The organism is Vibrio sp. Vb0667, assembly GCF_033391095.1.
The window spans coordinates 33,077-52,688 of the sequence record NZ_JAWPOL010000016.1 but is presented as its reverse complement, the minus strand read 5'-3'; the positions used below and the strand labels follow the sequence as shown (position 1 = coordinate 52,688).

17 protein-coding genes, 1 tRNA gene and 1 riboswitch are annotated in these 19,612 nt (G+C 44.2%); of the genes, 14 read left to right on the top strand and 4 right to left on the bottom strand.

The features are described 5' to 3' along the window. Positions 1-230 precede the first annotated feature (230 nt). Together pflB and R8269_RS15225 are read right to left on the bottom strand one after the other, a co-directional pair. Positions 231-2,528: a formate C-acetyltransferase gene (gene pflB, locus R8269_RS15230; protein WP_205390964.1), complete on the bottom strand. Its 2,298-nt coding sequence runs from the start codon at positions 2,526-2,528 to the stop codon at positions 231-233. Positions 2,529-2,879: 351 nt separating this feature from the next. Next, a tRNA-Asn gene (locus R8269_RS15225) sits at positions 2,880-2,955 on the bottom strand. Positions 2,956-3,514: 559 nt separating this feature from the next. On the opposite strand from R8269_RS15225, the gene uvrB reads away from it, so the two are divergent. The 3 genes from uvrB (at position 3,515) to luxU (ending at position 7,584) form a co-directional block, all read left to right on the top strand. After that, positions 3,515-5,545, top strand: coding sequence for an excinuclease ABC subunit UvrB (gene uvrB, locus R8269_RS15220; RefSeq protein WP_017636056.1), 2,031 nt, complete (start codon positions 3,515-3,517; stop codon positions 5,543-5,545). Between the two features lie 291 nt (positions 5,546-5,836). Then, complete coding sequence (luxO, locus tag R8269_RS15215) at positions 5,837-7,243, top strand: quorum-sensing sigma-54 dependent transcriptional regulator LuxO (RefSeq protein ID WP_005380768.1); 1,407 nt, start codon at positions 5,837-5,839, stop codon at positions 7,241-7,243. Beyond that, positions 7,240-7,584, top strand: a complete 345-nt coding sequence (gene luxU / locus R8269_RS15210) for a quorum-sensing phosphorelay protein LuxU (RefSeq protein WP_005380770.1) — start codon at positions 7,240-7,242, stop codon at positions 7,582-7,584. Before luxO ends, luxU begins: the two co-directional genes overlap by 4 nt. A gap of 137 nt (positions 7,585-7,721) precedes the next feature. On the opposite strand, the gene R8269_RS15205 is transcribed toward luxU, so the two are convergent. Continuing rightward, positions 7,722-8,618, bottom strand: a complete 897-nt coding sequence (locus tag R8269_RS15205; RefSeq protein ID WP_005380772.1) for a YvcK family protein — start codon at positions 8,616-8,618, stop codon at positions 7,722-7,724. 175 nt (positions 8,619-8,793) lie between these two features. Next, a riboswitch (molybdenum cofactor riboswitch) is annotated at positions 8,794-8,928 on the top strand. Here R8269_RS15205 and moaA point away from each other — a divergent pair. The 11 genes from moaA (at position 8,917) to R8269_RS15150 (ending at position 19,018) form a co-directional block, all read left to right on the top strand. Next, complete coding sequence (gene moaA / locus R8269_RS15200) at positions 8,917-9,906, top strand: GTP 3',8-cyclase MoaA (RefSeq protein ID WP_005380776.1); 990 nt, start codon at positions 8,917-8,919, stop codon at positions 9,904-9,906. Its footprint overlaps the riboswitch before it by 12 nt. A 101-nt stretch (positions 9,907-10,007) precedes the next feature. Then, positions 10,008-10,520 (top strand): molybdenum cofactor biosynthesis protein B, encoded by a 513-nt coding sequence (gene moaB, locus R8269_RS15195; protein WP_005380778.1) that lies wholly within the window; start codon positions 10,008-10,010, stop codon positions 10,518-10,520. Between the two features lie 26 nt (positions 10,521-10,546). Continuing rightward, the gene (gene moaC, locus R8269_RS15190) at positions 10,547-11,026 is read left to right on the top strand and encodes a cyclic pyranopterin monophosphate synthase MoaC (protein ID WP_258476845.1); all 480 of its coding nucleotides are present in this window, start codon (positions 10,547-10,549) and stop codon (positions 11,024-11,026) included. Continuing rightward, positions 11,023-11,280 (top strand): molybdopterin synthase sulfur carrier subunit, encoded by a 258-nt coding sequence (gene moaD / locus R8269_RS15185; RefSeq protein ID WP_005380780.1) that lies wholly within the window; start codon positions 11,023-11,025, stop codon positions 11,278-11,280. Before moaC ends, moaD begins: the two co-directional genes overlap by 4 nt. A 1-nt stretch (position 11,281) precedes the next feature. Then, complete coding sequence (gene moaE, locus R8269_RS15180) at positions 11,282-11,737, top strand: molybdopterin synthase catalytic subunit MoaE (protein WP_005380781.1); 456 nt, start codon at positions 11,282-11,284, stop codon at positions 11,735-11,737. A 531-nt stretch (positions 11,738-12,268) separates the two neighbouring features. Next, the gene (locus R8269_RS15175) at positions 12,269-13,945 is read left to right on the top strand and encodes an ABC transporter substrate-binding protein (protein ID WP_031779051.1); all 1,677 of its coding nucleotides are present in this window, start codon (positions 12,269-12,271) and stop codon (positions 13,943-13,945) included. A 128-nt stretch (positions 13,946-14,073) separates the two neighbouring features. Further along, on the top strand, positions 14,074-14,994 hold the full coding sequence (gene oppB, locus R8269_RS15170; protein ID WP_005380786.1) for an oligopeptide ABC transporter permease OppB: 921 nt from the start codon (positions 14,074-14,076) through the stop codon (positions 14,992-14,994). Between the two features lie 15 nt (positions 14,995-15,009). Beyond that, positions 15,010-15,912, top strand: coding sequence for an oligopeptide ABC transporter permease OppC (gene oppC, locus R8269_RS15165; protein WP_005380790.1), 903 nt, complete (start codon positions 15,010-15,012; stop codon positions 15,910-15,912). Positions 15,913-15,939: 27 nt separating this feature from the next. Beyond that, positions 15,940-16,911: an ABC transporter ATP-binding protein gene (locus R8269_RS15160; protein WP_318222584.1), complete on the top strand. Its 972-nt coding sequence runs from the start codon at positions 15,940-15,942 to the stop codon at positions 16,909-16,911. Then, positions 16,890-17,903, top strand: a complete 1,014-nt coding sequence (gene oppF / locus R8269_RS15155) for a murein tripeptide/oligopeptide ABC transporter ATP binding protein OppF (RefSeq protein WP_005387265.1) — start codon at positions 16,890-16,892, stop codon at positions 17,901-17,903. Before R8269_RS15160 ends, oppF begins: the two co-directional genes overlap by 22 nt. A 167-nt stretch (positions 17,904-18,070) precedes the next feature. Further along, positions 18,071-19,018: a glutathione S-transferase family protein gene (locus R8269_RS15150; protein ID WP_215810313.1), complete on the top strand. Its 948-nt coding sequence runs from the start codon at positions 18,071-18,073 to the stop codon at positions 19,016-19,018. Between the two features lie 114 nt (positions 19,019-19,132). On the opposite strand, the gene R8269_RS15145 is transcribed toward R8269_RS15150, so the two are convergent. Then, positions 19,133-19,555 (bottom strand): hypothetical protein, encoded by a 423-nt coding sequence (locus tag R8269_RS15145; protein WP_005380804.1) that lies wholly within the window; start codon positions 19,553-19,555, stop codon positions 19,133-19,135. Between the last annotated feature and the right edge of the window lie 57 nt (positions 19,556-19,612).

Below are 19,612 nucleotides of genomic sequence, written 5' to 3'. Positions count from 1 at the left end.
GTTTTACATACACGATGGAAAAATAGTCGTCTATTTGATCTATTTTGATGAATCAATAAGAAATTGAATCGTTTGCTGAATGTATTGTTAGCGAGAGGATACTACCTATTAATTTTCATCTAATGTGTGATTTTAAAAAAAGCCCGCCTCTCCCAGGTAGAAAAGAGAGGCGGGCAATGCATATTTACAAGCTAATTATTTAAACTTTCTGAGTGCTTGATGGACTGTGTTTATATCTTATTCGTGAAGGTACGAGTGATGACGTCTTGCTGTTGCTCTGTCGTTAGAGAGTTAAAACGTACCGCATAACCAGACACTCGAATCGTCAACTGAGGGTATTTCTCTGGATGTTCAACCGCATCCAATAACATCTCTCGGTCTAGAACGTTGACGTTAAGGTGTTGACCACCTTCAATCGCAATGCCCTCGTTGCTTGCTTCGTGATGGAAGTAACCATCCATTAGCGCAGCTAGGTTCTTCTTCTGACTCAAGTCATCTTTACCCAATGCGCTCGGCACAATTGAGAAAGTGTAAGAAATACCATCTTTAGCGTAAGCAAACGGTAATTTAGAAACCGATGCCAGAGACGCAACCGCCCCTTTTTCATCACGACCGTGCATTGGGTTTGCACCCGGTCCAAAAGGCATACCTGCGAGACGGCCATCAGGTGTATTACCCGTTTTTTTACCGTAAACCACGTTAGATGTGATTGTTAAAATCGATTGAGTTGGCACTGCTTCGCGGTAGGTGTGCATCTTCTGAATTTTCTTCATGAAGCGCTCAACTAGATCACAAGCGATGTCATCAACACGGGCATCGTTGTTACCAAATTTTGGATAATCACCTTCGATTTCAAAATCAACGGCGATGCCATCTTCATCACGAACAGGTTTCACGGTCGCGTATTTAATTGCCGCCAAAGAGTCAGCGACAACAGACAGACCTGCAATACCACACGCCATCGTGCGGTGCACGTCGCGATCCATCAGTGCCATCAGTGATGCTTCGTAGCTGTAACGGTCATGTGAGTAATGGATGATGTTCAACGCTGTGACGTATTGCGTTGCTAGCCACTCCAACATATTGTCGAAACGAGGCATCAAAGCGTCAAAGTCGAGAATTTCATCTTGAACTTTGTCCACTACCGGACCCACTTGCGCTTTCGATTTTTCATCGATACCACCATTGATGGTGTAAAGCAGTGCTTTTGCAAGGTTGGCACGTGCACCAAAGAATTGCATGTGCTGACCAACAACCTGCGGGCTCACACAACAGGCAATCGCGTAGTCGTCATTGTCGAAATCAGGACGCATTAGATCGTCGTTTTCGTATTGAACCGAAGAGGTATCAATCGACACTTTTGCAGCATATTGTTTGAACGCTTCAGGTAATTGCTCTGACCAAAGAATCGTCATGTTTGGCTCAGGAGCAGGGCCCATAGTATGTAGAGTATGTAAGTACCGGAATGTCGTTTTAGATACTAGCGTACGGCCATCAACGCCCATACCAGCCATGGCTTCGGTTGCCCAGATTGGGTCGCCAGAGAACAATGAATCGTATTCTGGTGTGCGTAGGAAGCGAACCATGCGTAGCTTCATGATGAAGTGGTCAATCATTTCTTGCGCTTGTGATTCATCAATCAAACCGTTTGCTATATCGCGTTCTAGATAGACGTCTAGGAAAGTCGAAGTACGGCCCAGTGACATTGCTGCGCCGTTTTGCGATTTAACCGCCGCTAGGTAGCCAAAGTAGGTAAATTGGATCGCTTCTTGTGCAGTTTTTGCAGGTAGCGACATATCAATGCCGTATTTCAGACCCATTTGACGAATGTCTTCAAGCGCTTGAACTTGATCGGCTATTTCTTCGCGCAGACGAAGTGTTTTCTCAAGATCGTTGCCTTGTTCTAAGAACGTTTGTGTTGAGTTGTATTGCTCTTTTTTGTCTGCTTTTAAGAAGTCGATACCGTATAGGGCGAGACGACGATAGTCACCAATGATACGACCACGGCCATAGGCATCAGGAAGGCCCGTGATGATGCCTGATTTACGACACGCCAGAATTTCTTGGGTGTAAAGGTCGAAACACGCTTTGTTGTGAGTTTTACGGTATTCAGTGAAGATTTTTTCAACCGTTGGATCTAGCTCGCGGCCATAAACTTCGCACGAGTTTTTTACCATGCGAATCCCGCCATTGGCGATGATTGCACGTTTTAGCGGTTGATCAGTTTGTAAGCCAACGATCTTTTCCAGATCTTTGTTGATGTAGCCTGCATCGTGGGAAGTGATTGTTGAGGGCAAGTCTGTGTCAAAATCAATAGGGGCGTGTGTGCGGCTTTCTTGTTTTATGCCTTCAAGCACTTGGTTCCATAATGCTGAAGTGGATTCGCTAACTTCAGCTAAGAAAGTCTCGTCTCCCTCATAGGGTGTATAGTTTTTTTGGATGAAGTCACGAGTGTTGACAGAGTTTTGCCATTCACCAGCAGTAAATCCAGCCCATGCATCTAGCATGTCAGTTGTCGGAATAGTCATAAGTAAATCCCTGAGTTATTGATAATTAGAATGGAGGCGACGAGTAGGACGGAACCATTCTTAACCCTTTTAATCGTATGGATTTATTTGGTATGAGTAAAATGAATGCTTTTCATTTTTTCAATGATTAAATTGCATTAATAATAGATTCAATTGGTTATGATTGTTTTTTGCTAGAAAAGAGACAGAATTAAATGTGTGGTACTGTGAGAACACTATCTATGACAATGTTATGAGTTCTGTAATTTGAACTTATTTCGGTGTGATTTTATGACGCCTAGATTGGCTTAGATTTCATGGCGATTAAGATACAAAAAAAGCCGTGTCTTGCGACACGGCTTTTCTATAATCTGGCTCCTCCTGCTGGGCTCGAACCAGCGACCTGCGGATTAACAGTCCGTCGCTCTACCAACTGAGCTAAGGAGGAATTGCTTTGCTTGAAAGCGGGACGAATCTTACCGAGCACTCAAACTACTGTCAACAGTAAAAAAATACATTTTTAGAAAAAAATATTGAGTTAAGGGCTTTACTTTTCTGTATGGCTTGCCAGTAAAGGCTCGAGGTTAGTTATCCACTAAATTTGTGGATAAGTATGTTGATGAGATCTGGGTAAAGAAAATTGATATGCAACTAAGTTTTTATTTAATGAATCTTTAGTCAGAGTTATGCGTAAAATAAGCAAATAAAACAGAGATTTATCGATGTTAATCAAAAGGTATTCAAAGTGGATAAAAATCAATCTTTTGGGGATAAGAAAGTTTTAAGCTAATTTTTGGGGAAAAGTTGTGGAAACTATAATGTGAAGAATGTGTGTAGCTCTTCAACTAGGGCGAAGTACTATATCAGAGTCACTTTTGTATGGCTATAGCATTCTAGACAAACAAGAAAATTTATTAACAATGATGGTTAAATTCTCGATAGACGTAGATTTCATTAGCTAAGGTGTATATATATACAGCCAAAGCGCAGTAAAATTGAGGAAGGGTATGAGTAAAGTCTATGAATTGGTCTCCGATTATCAGCCGTCGGGCGATCAACCAGGAGCGATCAATCAGTTGCTTGAGGGGCTCGATGCTGGGCTAGCACATCAAACCTTGTTGGGGGTCACAGGCTCAGGTAAAACCTTCACACTAGCGAATGTGATTGCTCAAGCCCAACGACCCGCAATATTACTTGCGCCAAACAAAACGCTTGCTGCTCAGTTATATGGTGAGATGAAGTCATTCTTTCCTAATAATGCGGTTGAGTATTTTGTTTCTTACTACGATTACTACCAACCTGAAGCATACGTTCCCACAACAGATACTTTCATTGAAAAGGACGCTTCGGTTAACGCCCACATTGAGCAAATGCGACTGTCTGCCACTAAAGCTTTATTGGAACGGAAAGACGCTATTATAGTTGCTTCGGTTTCAGCTATCTATGGTTTGGGTGATCCGGAATCCTACTTACAAATGATGCTTCATTTGCGACGTGGAGATGTGATTGATCAGCGTGATATGCTTCGTCGCCTAGCGGAGCTCCAATACTCGCGCAATGATGTTGCTTTTGAGCGAGGGCAGTTCCGTGTCCGTGGCGAGGTGATTGATATATTCCCTGCTGAATCAGACCAAGACGCTGTGCGCGTTGAGATGTTTGACGATGAGGTGGATTGCATCAGTGTGTTCGATCCATTGACAGGCGTGGTGAAACAACGAGACTTGCCGCGCTATACCATCTATCCCAAGACGCACTATGTCACGCCAAGAGATCGCATTCTTGAAGCGATTGAAAATATTAAAGTCGAACTAGAAGTGCGCAAAAAGCAGCTTCTAGATAACAACAAGCTACTGGAAGAGCAGCGAATTAGCCAGCGCACTCAATTCGATATCGAAATGATGAATGAGTTGGGCTTTTGCTCCGGTATCGAAAACTATTCTCGTTATCTCAGTGGACGCTCGGAAGGTGAGCCGCCACCAACCCTGTTTGACTACTTACCTCATGATGGCTTGTTGATCATCGATGAATCTCACGTGACAGTACCGCAGATAGGTGCCATGTATAAAGGCGACCGTTCGCGTAAAGAAACGCTGGTGGAGTTTGGTTTCCGGTTACCTTCAGCTTTGGATAATCGTCCACTGAAGTTTGAGGAGTTTGAAGCACTAGCGCCACAAACGATTTTCGTCTCTGCTACTCCTGGAAATTACGAACTAGAAAAATCGGCGGGTGATGTAGCGGATCAAGTCGTTCGTCCTACAGGCTTGCTTGACCCTGAGTTGGAAGTTCGCCCAGTAGCGACCCAAGTCGACGACCTATTGTCTGAGATCCGTATTCGCGCAGCTAAAGATGAACGAGTTCTGGTTACAACACTGACCAAACGAATGGCTGAAGATCTCACCGAATACCTTCACGAACATGATGTTAAGGTACGTTATTTACACTCAGACATTGATACTGTTGAGCGTGTGGAAATTATCCGTGACCTTCGTCTTGGGGAATTTGACGTGCTGGTGGGAATAAACTTATTGAGAGAGGGCCTGGATATGCCAGAGGTCTCGTTAGTTGCAATTTTGGATGCGGATAAAGAGGGCTTCTTGCGGTCTGAACGCTCACTCATTCAGACCATTGGTCGTGCTGCGCGAAACATCGAAGGTAAGGCGATTCTATACGCTGACCGAATCACCAACTCAATGAAAAAGGCGATGGATGAAACTAACCGTCGTCGCGAGAAGCAGGAAGCGTACAACGAAGAAATGGGTATTTCGCCACAAGCGCTCAAACGAAATATCAAAGACATCATGGAACTTGGCGATATCACTAAGTCTAAACGCCAGCGTAACACTAAACAGGTACCATTATCGAAAGTGGCGGAGCCTTCGCAAACTTACGAGGCACTGTCCCCTCAGCAGCTAGAAAAAGAAATCAGTCGACTGGAGGCAGCGATGTATCAGCATGCGCAAGATTTAGAATTTGAGTTAGCGGCACAAAAGCGTGACGAGATTGAAAAACTACGAGCGCAGTTCATCGCAAATAGTTGAACAAACTTACCGATTTAACTATCCAAGCATTTTAGGTCGCTTGTAAAAAAAAGAAGCCAATAGGCAGTCGGGTCTATTGGCTTGTTTTGTGAACATATCGTTCACTAACAACGTCAGTTGGCTAGGTGACCCGAGGGGTCACTATTGTTACAGCATGGTTTGTGCCACTTTTTAAATAATTGATATTATTTTTGAATTTTTTCCTTTGCCCATAATTTAGCTAATGTTATTTGCAAAATGCAAAGCGTAATGCGATTATTGTTTAAAACACAACAAAATAATAGCTAGGTTATGCAACAAAAACCCGAAGGCCCAAAGTCTCGTTACCTTTTAATGGTCGAGGACACCGCATCTGTTGCGGCTCTGTACCGCTCATACCTGACACCGCTTGGCATAGATATCAATATTGTCGGCACAGGTAGGGATGCCATTGAGAGCCTAAATCATCGAATTCCAGATCTTATTTTACTCGATCTCCGTCTGCCAGATATGACGGGGATGGACGTTTTACATGCCGTTAAAAAGAGTCATCCCGACGTACCTATAATCTTTATGACAGCGCATGGTTCTATCGATACCGCTGTCGAGGCCATGCGTCATGGCTCACAAGACTTTCTAATTAAACCGTGTGAAGCAGACCGTTTACGTGTCACGGTTAACAATGCAATTCGTAAAGCGACCAAGCTAAAAAATGAAGCCGATAATCCAGGCAATCAGAGCTATCAGGGGTTTATCGGCAGTAGCCAAACCATGCAGCAGGTTTACCGTACGATAGATTCAGCGGCGAGCAGTAAAGCGAGTATTTTTATCACAGGTGAAAGTGGTACTGGTAAAGAGGTATGTGCTGAGGCTATTCACGCAGCAAGTAAACGTGGTGACAAACCTTTTATTGCAATTAACTGTGCTGCAATTCCAAAAGATTTGATTGAGAGTGAACTGTTTGGTCACGTAAAAGGGGCCTTTACTGGCGCTGCGAATGATCGTCAAGGGGCAGCTGAGTTAGCGGATGGCGGCACACTTTTTCTAGATGAGCTTTGTGAGATGGACTTGGATTTACAAACCAAGTTGCTACGATTTATTCAAACGGGCACATTCCAAAAAGTGGGTTCCTCAAAAATGAAGAGCGTGGATGTGCGCTTTGTTTGTGCCACTAACCGTGATCCTTGGAAAGAGGTACAAGAAGGTCGATTCCGTGAAGATTTGTACTATCGTTTGTATGTCATTCCTTTGCATTTACCGCCTTTACGCGAACGAGGCGAAGATGTTATTGAAATTGCATACTCACTGTTAGGTTACATGTCACACGAAGAAGGAAAAAGCTTCATACGTTTTGCGCCTGATGTCATCGAGCGATTCAACAGCTATGAGTGGCCGGGTAACGTTCGTCAGTTACAAAACGTGCTACGCAATATCGTTGTTCTAAACAACGGTAAAGAGATTACGTTGGACATGTTACCGCCACCGTTGAATCAACCGCTTGACCGTCCGTCGTCTGTGGCTAAATTAATTGAGCCGAAAGCGATGACCGCATCTGAGATTATGCCATTATGGATGACGGAAAAAATGGCAATCGAGCAAGCGATTGAAGCATGTGATGGCAATATTCCTCGAGCGGCGGGATACCTTGATGTCAGTCCGTCGACGATTTACCGCAAGTTACAGGCATGGAACGGCAAGGAAGAGCGGCAAAAAGTATGAGTGTAAATGTATTAAATCAGCAAAAAATAGATGAACTGTCGATGGAAATTGGCAGTGACAACGTACCTGTACTGTTCGATATCTTCCTAGGAGAAATGGATACCTATATCGAGAACTTATCCCAACTACAGGGGGCAGAGCGATTAGCTTACTCAAAAGAAATCAGCCACGCGTTGAAAAGTAGTGCTGCGAGCTTTGGGGCAGATCGCCTTTGTGAACTGGCGATGTCCATAGACAAAAAAGCGAAAGCCGGTGAGTTAACTGCGGAGTCTGAGGTGTTAGAGGTTATGTTCGATCTTTTGCACGAAACTCGAGATGCTTATCGCTCTTGGCGACAGTAGCTATTTATTCCTATTAACCATTTTTCTTAGTAAACATCTGTTCTTACTGGATGCCTGAACTAAAACCCTTCGATGACAGAAGGGTTTTCATTATCAATAAACAACTTAAAAGAGGGCGCTAGTCAGGTAACGTGCTCCTAGATAGAAAGTTGTAGCTGATTTTCAATCGCTAGTTTGAGCTTGTTTCTATCGTGACGCCAGTCTCGGTTAGAGGAGGCGAGTGACTCCGTCACTACATTCCATTGACTTAAGACGTCTTGCTCGGTTTTCTCTGTTAGAACCACGTCTATTTTTCTTCCTTGGCAGGCACGTTCACACCATTCTAATTTTTGAGCCATCGTCATTCTTCCTGCTGGGCCGTATTCTGGACTCAGGTTAGCAACAAAAATGACGTTTGCTTTTGTGTTTGCTGCAATCGCTTTGCCGAGTTCAGGCAGCAATAAAGGAGGCATGATACTAGTTAAAAAACTGCCAGGGCCAAGAATAATCGCGTCCGCTTCCGCCAAAGCTGTGATGGCTTCTTTGGTAGCAGGCACTTCTGGTGAAAGATCCAAACGTCGCAAGTCTGCTTTCATTTCGTCGACATTTGTTTCTCCCGTAACCCACTTCCCATCTACGGATAACGCGGAAAGATCCGAAGGGTGTTCGGACATAGGAAGGATGTTAACGTCGACTTTTAACATATTGCGAATCAGATTAATGGCATCTAAAGGTCTGACCGATAAGTTATCGAGTGCAGTAAGCATCAAATTACCAAGATTATGACCATCAAGTTCGCCAGTGCCTTTGAAGCGATATTCAAACATCATAGAACTGATCGAAGGCTCTGTAATGAGCTGATTAATACAGTTACGTGTGTCTCCCCAAGCGATTCCTCCTTGGCAGTGACGAATTCTTCCTGTTGAACCACCATTGTCAGTCGTGGCAACAATCCCAGTTGCATTGCTGCCAAAATCTCGTAATGCGGCCAGCATTCGACCTAAGCCATGACCACCGCCAACAGCGACCACTTTTTTATCTGTGTAGATATTCATTATGTTCTTCTAATAATCTAATAAAAAACGGCTACAATTTATCTTAAGGAGTGTCTTAAAGGTACTCACTTAGCGGTAAATTGTGTCTCTAGAGAGTTTTTTATCACTCAAGTCTGGATTCCATTACAAATATTAAGTATTTTACACCGCAAAGCTATCAGAGATTTCATATCTCTGGTTGCCATAACTCCGAGCTCACTATTGCTAAGTCCTTGGATAAGCGTTTTGAGCCAGTGGCATACTGTCACAAGGGCATGATTGGAAATGGCCATGCCTCCCGTGTTTGGAAAGGTGTTCCGTGGCGCAACAATTCGAAGACAAATTTCATCGTAAGTTTTATTACTTGCGTCTGTCTGTGACCGACGTATGTAATTTCAAATGTACCTATTGCCTTCCTGATGGCTATAAGCCTTCGGGCAATAAAAACTCGTCTTTTTTATCTCTCCCTGAAATCAAACGGGTCGTAAAAGCATTCGCTGATTGTGGCACGTCAAAAGTGCGCATCACTGGTGGTGAGCCTAGCTTACGCAAAGATTTTACCGACATTATCCATTCAGTAGCGGCGACGCCTGGCATTCAAAAAGTTGCAACGACAACCAATGGCTATCGCATGGCAAAACAAGTCGCAGATTGGCGTGAAGCGGGTTTAACCCACATTAATGTCAGTGTGGATAGCCTTGACCCGCGTATGTTTCATCAAATCACAGGTGAAAATAAGTTTACTGAAGTCATGAATGGTATCGAACGTGCGTTCGAGGTCGGTTATGAGCAAGTAAAAGTTAATGTGGTGTTGATGAAAGATCTGAACCATCACGAGCTGCCAGCGTTTCTTAACTGGATAAAAGATCGTCCAATCCAACTGCGTTTCATTGAGTTGATGCAAACGGGTGAGATGGATGAGCTATTTAATAAGCACCATGTATCCGGAGTGGCAATTCGTAACCAGCTAATTGCAAATGGTTGGTTGCTGAAAGTACGCTCGCATAATGATGGTCCTGCGCAAGTATTTGTTCATCCTGATTACAAGGGTGAAATAGGTCTTATCATGCCTTATGAAAAAGACTTTTGTGAAAGCTGCAACCGACTGCGCGTTTCTGCGATGGGTAAGCTGCACCTATGTCTGTTTGGAGACTACGGTGTAGAATTGCGTGATCTTTTGGAACGTGATGAGCAAGAGAGTGAGCTTATTGAACGTATCCAGGCGCAGTTACAAACCAAGTCGGTAAGCCATTTCTTGCATGATGGCAATACTGGTATGACGCCACACCTCGCGTCTATCGGCGGCTAACTTCATTCAACTTTTAGAGCGAGCTTAGTGATAAGCTGGCTCTAACTTTTTCCGAATCGATACCAAGCGTATCAAAGCTAATTAAGAGAATAGGTGAACAAATGGGTCACGCTGAAAGCAAATTCCAACCTGCAAATATTGCCGTTCTAACGGTATCTGACACTCGTACTGAAGAAAACGATACCTCTGGTCGTTACCTAGCTGAGCATGCTCAAGAAGCGGGTCACAACGTAGTAGACAAGCAAATTGTTATTGATGACATGTACAAGATCCGCGCGATTGTTTCTCAATGGATTGCTGATGAAAGCGTACAAGCGATCATGATTACTGGCGGTACAGGTTTCACCTCACGTGATAGCACGCCAGAAGCACTTAAGCCTCTATTTGATAAAGAAGTTGAAGGTTTTGGTGAGTTGTTCCGTATGGTGTCGTACGAAGAGATCGGTACGTCTACGATTCAGTCTCGTGCGATGGCTGGTTTTGCTAACCACACCGTGATCTTCGCAATGCCAGGTTCAACTGGTGCGTGCCGCACAGGCTGGACAAAAATTATTAAACAGCAGTTGGATGCAAGTCATCGCCCTTGTAACTTCATGCCACACCTATCTGTATAACCTTTCCTAAAAGCGAAGGAAAAACAATGACCCAATTTACACATATCAATGCTTCTGGCGAAGCAAACATGGTTGACGTGTCAGCAAAAACGGAGACGGTTCGTGAAGCTCGTGCTGAAGCATTTGTTCACATGGCCCCAGAAACACTTCAACTGATGGTCTCTGGCCAGCACCATAAAGGTGATGTATTTGCGACGGCTCGTATTGCTGGTATTCAAGCTGCGAAGAAAACCTGGGATTTGATTCCACTTTGTCATCCGCTACTACTCTCTAAAGTTGAAGTTCAACTGGAAGCTATCGAAGCAGAGAACAAAGTTCGCATCGAATCAGTATGTAAACTTGCGGGTAAAACTGGTGTGGAAATGGAAGCGCTCACGGCAGCTTCCGTTGCTGCTCTAACGATTTACGATATGTGTAAAGCAGTACAAAAAGACATGGTCATTGGTCAAGTTCGTCTATTAGAGAAAACGGGTGGTAAATCTGGTCACTTTAAGGTGGAATCATGATTAAAGTACTTTTCTTTGCTCAAACTCGCGAGCTGATTGGCATCGACAGTGTTGAGTTAGACGGGCCGTTTGAAACGGTTGAATCAATTCGTGCACATCTAGTGGAAGAAGGCACTGAGAAAGATGGCAAGTGGGATTTAGCACTCGAGTCAGGAAAGCTACTTGCTGCAGTGAACCAATCTATCGTCCCTCTGGATACACAAGTAAAAGCAGGTGATGAAGTTGCGTTTTTCCCGCCGGTAACTGGGGGTTAAGATGGATTCTCGTGTTTCTGTACAAATTGAAGACTTTTCGGTTGAGCAAGAATATCAACGTCTATCTGAAGGGACGGCTGCCGGCGCTGTCGTTACATTCGTTGGTAAAGTTCGAGATATGAACCTTGGGGATAATGTCATTGGTTTACATCTAGAGCACTATCCGGGGATGACAGAGAAGAGCTTGAGCGACATTTGCGATCAAGCTGAGTCTCGCTGGCCACTATTAGGTGTACGCGTGATTCATCGTGTCGGAGACATGGATAGCGGTGATCAAATTGTATTTGTGGGCGTTTCCAGTGCGCACCGCGGCGCGGCATTTGATGCGTGCGAGTTCATCATGGATTATCTGAAAACCCAAGCACCATTTTGGAAAAAAGAGCGTACGACGAATGAAGATCGTTGGATTGAGTCGCGCGACACCGATCATCAAGCTGCACAGCGTTGGGAAAAATAGAACTAACCCGCATTCTAGTGAAAAAAGCTAAGTGCTAATGGCACTTAGCTTTTTTTGTATTTATCTTCATTGTATTGCTCACTTTGTTTCAATATTTCCTATCTTTTGTCTGGTGATATTCTTCACAATAAAAGTTTTTTGCCCAATATATAAACAATTATTTGTTAGACTTGATTTGTCATAAATGTTAAATGATGTGTAAATATCTAGCATAAGATGCTAGTAAATGGTTTAAACTCAGATTAATCGAAAGTTTCGCCTGTTAAATGTCGCTTCTGGTCTTTATTTGGCTGGTGAATGCTTTGGGGTTAGAGTTTACTGCTAGATATGTGTGGTTTAGTCAGCATTATTGGTTTTTTTGCTACATTTTTATGGCAAATTACTTCAATGATTGCTAATGTGTGCCGCAGTCTTTGTAAGGTTTTAGACTTTTGTGCTCAGAAAGTGCACTAAAAAAATCTAAAACTCTGACCGTTCCAGGCCCTTACAAAGAAGTCATGGATGCTAACGAAAAAATTTGGAGTTTTACGCATGTATAAGAATAAAATCACGCGCGCTTTATTTATTGGTGCTGGTCTTTCTCTCGCTCTAGCTGGTTGTGGTGAAAAGCCTGCGGAGAAACAAGCTGCTGAGCCTGCTCCGGCTCCAGCTCCTGAAGCTAAATCTGATTCTAAAGAGCCAAAACTTGCTGCTGTTCAAGAATTGGTGCGTGGTAACGGTACAGAAGTTGCGACAATAGACCCTCATAAATCTCAAGGTGTTCCAGAATCCCACGTGATTCGCGATCTTCTTGAAGGCCTTGTAAACCAAGATGCGGACGGTAACACTATCCCTGGTGTTGCAGAATCTTGGGACACTGAAGACAACAAAACATACACTTTCCACTTACGTGAAGACGCAAAATGGTCAAACGGTGATCCTGTCACTGCAGGTGATTTCGTTTACAGCTTCCAACGTGCAGTCGATCCAGCAACCGCCTCTCCATATGCTTGGTACATGGAATACACCAAGATGAAGAACGCAAAAGACATTGTTGCGGGTAAAAAAGATAAGAGCGAGTTAGGTGTTAAAGCGGTTGACGACCACACGTTAGTGGTTGAGTTAGATACTGCAGTACCATATTTTGTAATGATGATGGGCCACACGACAGTGAAACCTGTTCATCAAGCAACTGTTGAAAAGTTCGGCGATCAATGGACGAAGCCAGAGAACTTTGTAGGTAACGGTGCTTATGTTGTTGACAACTGGGTTGTAAACGAGCGTTTGGTTCTAAAACGTAACGAACAGTACTGGGACAACGAAAACACGACGCTTGACCAAGTTACTTTCCTACCAATCGAGAACCAAGTAGCGGAAATGAACCGCTTCCTAGCGGGTGAAATCGACTTCACAAACGAGCTGCCTACAGAGCACTTCAAGCGTCTGAAGAAAGAGCACCCACAAGAAGTGTCTGTAACCGGTAACTTATGTACTTACTACTACATCTTCAATACGAAGAAAAAGCCGTTTGATGATGTTCGCGTGCGTAAAGCGATTTCTTATGCGATTGACCGTAACATTGTGACTGATGCGATTTTAGGTCAAGGTCAAAAGCCAGCTTACTTCCTAACACCTGAAATTACGGCAGGTTTCAACCCAGAAATCCCTGCATACGGCAAAATGACGCAAGAAGAGCGTAACGCAGAAGCTGCGCGTCTATTGGAAGAAGCGGGTTACGGCGCAGACAACCCTCTTGAATTTAACCTTCTATACAATACATCAGAGAACCACAAGAAACTTGCGGTTGCACTGGGTTCAATGTGGAAGAAGACACTTGGTCTTGACGTTACGCTAGAAAACCAAGAGTGGAAAACTTACCTATCTACCAAAGATTCTGGCAACTTTGAGGTTGCTCGTGCAGGTTGGTGTGGCGACTACAACGAAGCTTCATCTTTCCTAACGCTGATGATGAGTAATAACACTACTGGTGGTATTCACTACGACAGCAAAGAGTACGATGCGATCATGAACAAAGCATTTGCTTCAACTTCTGACGAAGAGCGCCAAGCACTTTACCTAGAAGCAGAGAAGTTGATGGCAAAAGATATGCCAATCGCACCTATCTACCAGTACGTGAAATCACGTCTACTATCACCGAAAGTTGGTGGCTTCCCAGTAAATAACGCGGAAGACAAGATTTACTCTAAAGATCTCTACATCACAGAGTAATTCGTAACTCGATAGAACTATAAAAATGAGGCTCTACATGTGAGAAATTGCATGTAGCGCCTATCTTTAGTCCAAAAGAATTGGACGACTTCTTTAATTTAACTGTCACAGACTGAAAGAGTGAGTTTATGCTTAAATTCATCGCAAAAAGGATATTTGAGGCGATCCCAACAATGTTGGTTTTGATCACCGTATCTTTCTTTCTTATGCGCTTTGCACCGGGAAACCCTTTCTCGACAGAGCGTCCATTGCCACCCGAAGTAATGGCAAATATCGAAGCTAAATATGGCTTGGATAAACCTGTATTTGAACAATACACCACGTATCTGACCAATGTTATCCAAGGTGATTTCGGACCGTCATTTAAATACCTTGATTACTCAGTAAATGAGCTGATCGCTGTTGCCTTACCTGTTTCGGCTAAAGTGGGCTTCATCGCCTTTATCTTTACTTTGATAATGGGGGTTACCGTCGGCACCATTGCTGCGCTCAAGCAAAATACTTGGATTGATTACACCATTATGTCGACTGCGATGCTTGGTGTGGTAATGCCATCCTTTGTATTGGCACCTGCGCTTATCTACATATTCTCGCTTCACTGGAATATCTTCCCTGCGGGCGGTTGGCAAGATGGTAGCTGGCAGTATTTAGTGCTTCCTGTTATTGGTATGTCGCTACTGTATGTTGCTACCTTTGCTCGTATCACGCGTGGTTCGATGATCGAAACCCTAAACAGTAACTTTATTCGTACGGCACGTGCTAAAGGTTTAAGTTATCGTTACATCATTATCAAACACGCTCTTAAGCCGGCACTTCTCCCTGTTGTTTCTTACATGGGCCCAGCTTTCGTAGGTATCATCACCGGTTCCGTTGTTATCGAAACCATTTTTGGTCTGCCTGGTATTGGTAAACTATTCGTTAACGCTGCATTTAACCGTGACTACTCGCTAGTAATGGGGGTAACCATTCTGATTGGTTTCCTATTTATTCTATTCAACGCGATTGTAGATATTTTACTTGCAATGATTGACCCGAAAATTCGCTACTAACAGGGACGTTTGGTTATGTTAACGAAAAAAGAAAACCTAGAAGCGATTGAGAAATTCTCCGAAAACTTGGAGATTGAAGGTCGCAGTCTTTGGCAAGATGCTCGTATCCGTTTCATGCGCAACAAAGCGGCGATGGTGAGCTTATTCCTTCTTATTCTAATGACGTTGGCGGTTATTATCCTGCCAATGATCGCACCGTACACATTTGATGATACTGACTGGTACGCGATGCACGTTGCACCGAATGCTGACCATTGGTTTGGTACTGACAGCTTAGGCCGTGATTTATACGTGCGTACGCTAATTGGAGGTCGTATTTCGTTGATGGTAGGTGTTATGGGTGCATTTGTAGCGGTACTGATTGGTACGCTCTACGGCGCAGCATCTGGTTTCATCGGCGGTAAAGTTGACCGCGTAATGATGCGTATTCTAGAAATTTTATACGCGGTACCGTTTATGTTCCTGGTGATTGTACTGGTAACATTCTTCGGTCGTAACATCATGCTGATCTTCGTTGCGATTGGTGCTATCGCATGGCTAGATATGGCGCGTATCGTACGTGGTCAGACTCTTAGTCTACGTAGCAAGGAGTTTATCGAAGCGGCACATGTGTGTGGTGTAAGCAACTGGAAAATCATTACTCGTCATATCGTACCGAACGTACTGGGTATTGTAGCGGTATACTCTACGCTGCTTATCCCAAGTATGATTCTAACGGAATCATTCCTATCATTCCTTGGTCTTGGTGTTCAGGAACCAATGACAAGTTGGGGCGCTCTTCTACAAGAAGGTGCACAGACAATGGAAGTAGCAATCTGGCAGCTGGCATTCCCAGCAGTGTTCATGGTTGTGACGCTATTCTGCTTCAACTACGTTGGTGACGGCCTGCGCGATGCGCTGGATCCAAAAGACAGATAATTAAAAGATAAGATTAAGGAAGCAATGATGAGCTTATTAGATGTCAAAGATCTGCGCGTCGAATTCACCACGCAAGATGGTATCGTAACCGCAGTAAACGATTTGAACTTCTCTCTCAACCAAGGCGAAACCTTAGGTATCGTTGGAGAGTCGGGATCAGGTAAATCTCAAACCGTATTCGCAATCATGGGCCTTTTGGCTAAGAATGGTATTATTTCTGGTAGCGCAAAGTTTGAAGGCAAAGAAATCCTAAACTTACCAGAAAAAGAACTGAACAAAGTGCGTGCGGAACAGATCGCAATGATCTTCCAAGACCCAATGGCATCACTGAACCCTTACATGAAAGTCAGTGATCAGTTGATGGAAGTGCTTATGCTGCACAAAGGCATGGGCAAAGCGGAAGCATTTGAAGAATCAGTACGCATGCTGGAAGCGGTAAAAATCCCTGAAGCGCGTAAGCGTATCACGATGTACCCGCATGAGTTTTCAGGCGGTATGCGTCAGCGTGTAATGATCGCGATGGCGTTGTTATGTCGTCCTAAACTGCTTATAGCCGATGAGCCAACAACAGCACTTGATGTGACGGTACAAGCACAGATCATGGACTTGTTGAATGAGCTGAAATCTGAGTTCAACACAGCGATCATCATGATCACTCACGACCTTGGTGTGGTTGCAGGTTCGTGTGACAAGGTGCTGGTGATGTATGCAGGCCGTACCATGGAGTACGGCAACGTAAACGAAATTTTCTACAATCCAAGCCATCCTTATGCGGAGGGGCTGCTGAAGGCGATTCCTCGCCTCGATACTGAGGGTGAAATTCTGCCGACCATTCCTGGTAATCCACCAAACTTGCTTCGTCTACCGCCGGGCTGCCCTTATCAAGAGCGCTGTCACCGTGTGATGGATCGTTGTAAGCGCGAGGCGCCAATTCTGACACCATTTGGTGATGGTCGTCAGCGTGCATGTTTTTCTGAATGGGAGGCTTGGAACAAATGAACGCAGTAGACAAAAAACTAATTCTGGACATTTCTGAGCTGAAAGTTCACTTCAGCATTGCCTCAAAGTCGGCATGGCCGTGGTCAAAGCCTTCGAGCCTGAAAGCGGTAGATGGCGTGAACGTTCGACTATACGAAGGGGAAACGCTTGGTGTAGTAGGTGAATCAGGTTGTGGTAAATCGACGTTTGCTCGTGCCATCATTGGTCTGGTTGAAGCTACTGACGGCCAAGTAGTCTGGTTGGGTCAAGACCTTACTAAAATGAAAAGCGTTCAGCGCCGTGAGACGCGTAAAGAAATTCAGATGATTTTCCAAGACCCATTGGCATCGCTGAATCCGCGTATGACTGTTGGTGATATCATTGCTGAACCTCTTGAGACATTCTATCCAGAACTGTCTAAGCAGGAAGTGAAAGATCGCGTTAAAGAGATGATGGCGAAAGTTGGCCTATTACCTAACGTGATTAACCGTTACCCACACGAGTTCTCGGGTGGTCAGTGTCAGCGTATCGGGATAGCGCGTGCGCTTATCCTTAAGCCTAAGATGATCATTTGTGACGAGCCAGTATCGGCGCTTGATGTATCTATTCAAGCTCAGGTGGTTAACCTACTTAAAGAGATTCAAAAAGAGTTAGGGCTTTCTCTGGTATTCATTGCGCATGACTTGTCTGTCGTTAAACACATTTCAGATCGCGTTTTAGTTATGTATTTAGGTAATGCCGTGGAACTTGGCGAGGCCGAGGCTCTGTTTGCTGATCCTAAGCACCCATATACGCGTGCGCTGATGTCTGCGGTTCCGATCCCGGACCCGGATATTGAGCGCAATAAGAAAATCCAAATGCTAGAGGGTGATCTTCCTTCACCTATCAACCCACCGTCGGGTTGTGTATTCCGCACTCGTTGCCCACAAGCAACCGAAGAGTGTGCGAAGACAAAGCCAACCATTTTAGGTAATGACGTTCACGCGGTATCTTGTTTACACGTTAGTGTATAAATTCAGCCTGTGACGGGCTTAAGCGCGACACCTTCATCGGGTCGCGCTTTTTTTATGTGTCTGATTTATACATTCGAATTTCTTGAACATGATGTCCTAAGTTCGATGATTCTCTGTTTGATAGGAAACGCTAATATAGACACAAACAGAACGAGAGGAGAGCAATCATGGGTAAGTTGGTTGAAGGTGTTTGGCAAGATGTCTGGTATGACACAAAATCAAATGGTGGCAAATTTGTGCGCGAAGATGCCGGATTCCGTAACTGGGTTAAAAACGACCCTGATGCGGAGTTTACACCAGAGTCCGGTCGATACCATTTGTATGTCTCTCTTGCTTGTCCGTGGGCACATCGAACCCTCATTTTCCGCAAGCTGAAAGGTTTAGAACCACATATTGATGTCACGGTCGTTTGCCCTGATATGCTCAGCCAAGGTTGGCAAATGGGGCTTCCTGAGCCATTGTTTGGTCACACGCGCATGTATCAAATTTACACGCAGGGCAAACCCGATTACACGGGCCGCGTAACCGTGCCTGTACTTTGGGATAAAAAGACCAATACTATTGTGTCAAACGAGTCGTCAGAGATCATTCGCATGTTCAATTCGGAATTCAATGCGTTAACAGGGAATCACGACGACTACTATCCAGATCATCTAAAACACGTTATTGATGAGTGGAACGATTTTGTTTATCCAAATGTCAACAACGGAGTGTATCGTTGTGGCTTCGCGACTACGCAAGAGGCGTATGAAGAAGCGTTTGATTCTTTGTTTAATGCGTTAGATAAAATCGATGCTCACCTAGCGACGCATCGTTACTTAGCAGGGAACACAATTACTGAGGCTGATTGGCGTTTGTTTACGACTCTTATTCGTTTTGATGCGGTGTATGTGGGGCATTTCAAGTGTAACAAGCAGCGCATCGCAGACTACGAAAATATACAAGGCTACTTAAAAGAGTTATATCAAGTCGAAGGCGTCGAAGACACGACGGATTTCTATCACATTAAACGCCACTACTACTTCAGCCACACTGGGATTAATCCGACGCAAGTTGTACCAAAAGGGCCTGATTTAGACCTAAATACTCCTCATGGAAGAGAAAGGATTGGTTAGTTTGCTGCTTCCATCGCAAATGAAAAAGTACTTAACGGTTAGCAATGCCGTTAAGTACTTTTGTGTCATCTAAATACCTGGAGTAGGAAGTTTACTTTTTCATTCATCGCCACCTTACTTAGCGCGTACGATGTCCATCACTAGCTTTCCGTCCACTTTTACAGGGCCGTCCTCTTTAGCGCCGAGCGTATACTCAAACACGCCAGTCTTCATGCCACCTTTCTCTCCGTGGACCATTAACATCAGCATATCGCCTGATTCTACTGGTTCCATCAAAATTGCATTTACGTTTTCATTCTTTCCCATTTTTAACGGAGCGTAGCCGATAACAGGACCAGGCTTCATTGATTCGTCTGTTCGGTGGACAACCATCCACCCATTGTCATCAGCATGAGCCATTTCAGCGGTCACCGTTCCTCCGGACATATCTTGATCGACGCCTTTAATACTCGGGGCGGAAAAGCTGAATGAAGAAAAACTAATCAGAAACGCAGCTAAACCAAACTTTATCAGTGATGTATTGATGAAATCCTTCATATATATTCCTTAGCAGTCAACGAGTTTGTGCATTGCAGTAGTTTTTACGTATTTCCT

Bases quoted from the DNA above. Each gene is read 5' to 3' on its own strand.
- pflB (WP_205390964.1), bottom strand. From the start codon at position 2,528: ATGACTATTCCGACAACTGACATGCTAGATGCATGGGCTGGATTTACT.
- uvrB (WP_017636056.1), top strand. From the start codon at position 3,515: ATGAGTAAAGTCTATGAATTGGTCTCCGATTATCAGCCGTCGGGCGAT.
- luxO (WP_005380768.1), top strand. From the start codon at position 5,837: ATGCAACAAAAACCCGAAGGCCCAAAGTCTCGTTACCTTTTAATGGTC.
- luxU (WP_005380770.1), top strand. From the start codon at position 7,240: ATGAGTGTAAATGTATTAAATCAGCAAAAAATAGATGAACTGTCGATG.
- R8269_RS15205 (WP_005380772.1), bottom strand. From the start codon at position 8,618: ATGAATATCTACACAGATAAAAAAGTGGTCGCTGTTGGCGGTGGTCAT.
- moaB (WP_005380778.1), top strand. From the start codon at position 10,008: ATGGGTCACGCTGAAAGCAAATTCCAACCTGCAAATATTGCCGTTCTA.
- moaC (WP_258476845.1), top strand. From the start codon at position 10,547: ATGACCCAATTTACACATATCAATGCTTCTGGCGAAGCAAACATGGTT.
- moaD (WP_005380780.1), top strand. From the start codon at position 11,023: ATGATTAAAGTACTTTTCTTTGCTCAAACTCGCGAGCTGATTGGCATC.
- moaE (WP_005380781.1), top strand. From the start codon at position 11,282: ATGGATTCTCGTGTTTCTGTACAAATTGAAGACTTTTCGGTTGAGCAA.
- R8269_RS15175 (WP_031779051.1), top strand. From the start codon at position 12,269: ATGTATAAGAATAAAATCACGCGCGCTTTATTTATTGGTGCTGGTCTT.
- oppB (WP_005380786.1), top strand. From the start codon at position 14,074: ATGCTTAAATTCATCGCAAAAAGGATATTTGAGGCGATCCCAACAATG.
- oppC (WP_005380790.1), top strand. From the start codon at position 15,010: ATGTTAACGAAAAAAGAAAACCTAGAAGCGATTGAGAAATTCTCCGAA.
- R8269_RS15160 (WP_318222584.1), top strand. From the start codon at position 15,940: ATGAGCTTATTAGATGTCAAAGATCTGCGCGTCGAATTCACCACGCAA.
- oppF (WP_005387265.1), top strand. From the start codon at position 16,890: ATGGGAGGCTTGGAACAAATGAACGCAGTAGACAAAAAACTAATTCTG.
- R8269_RS15150 (WP_215810313.1), top strand. From the start codon at position 18,071: ATGGGTAAGTTGGTTGAAGGTGTTTGGCAAGATGTCTGGTATGACACA.
- R8269_RS15145 (WP_005380804.1), bottom strand. From the start codon at position 19,555: ATGAAGGATTTCATCAATACATCACTGATAAAGTTTGGTTTAGCTGCG.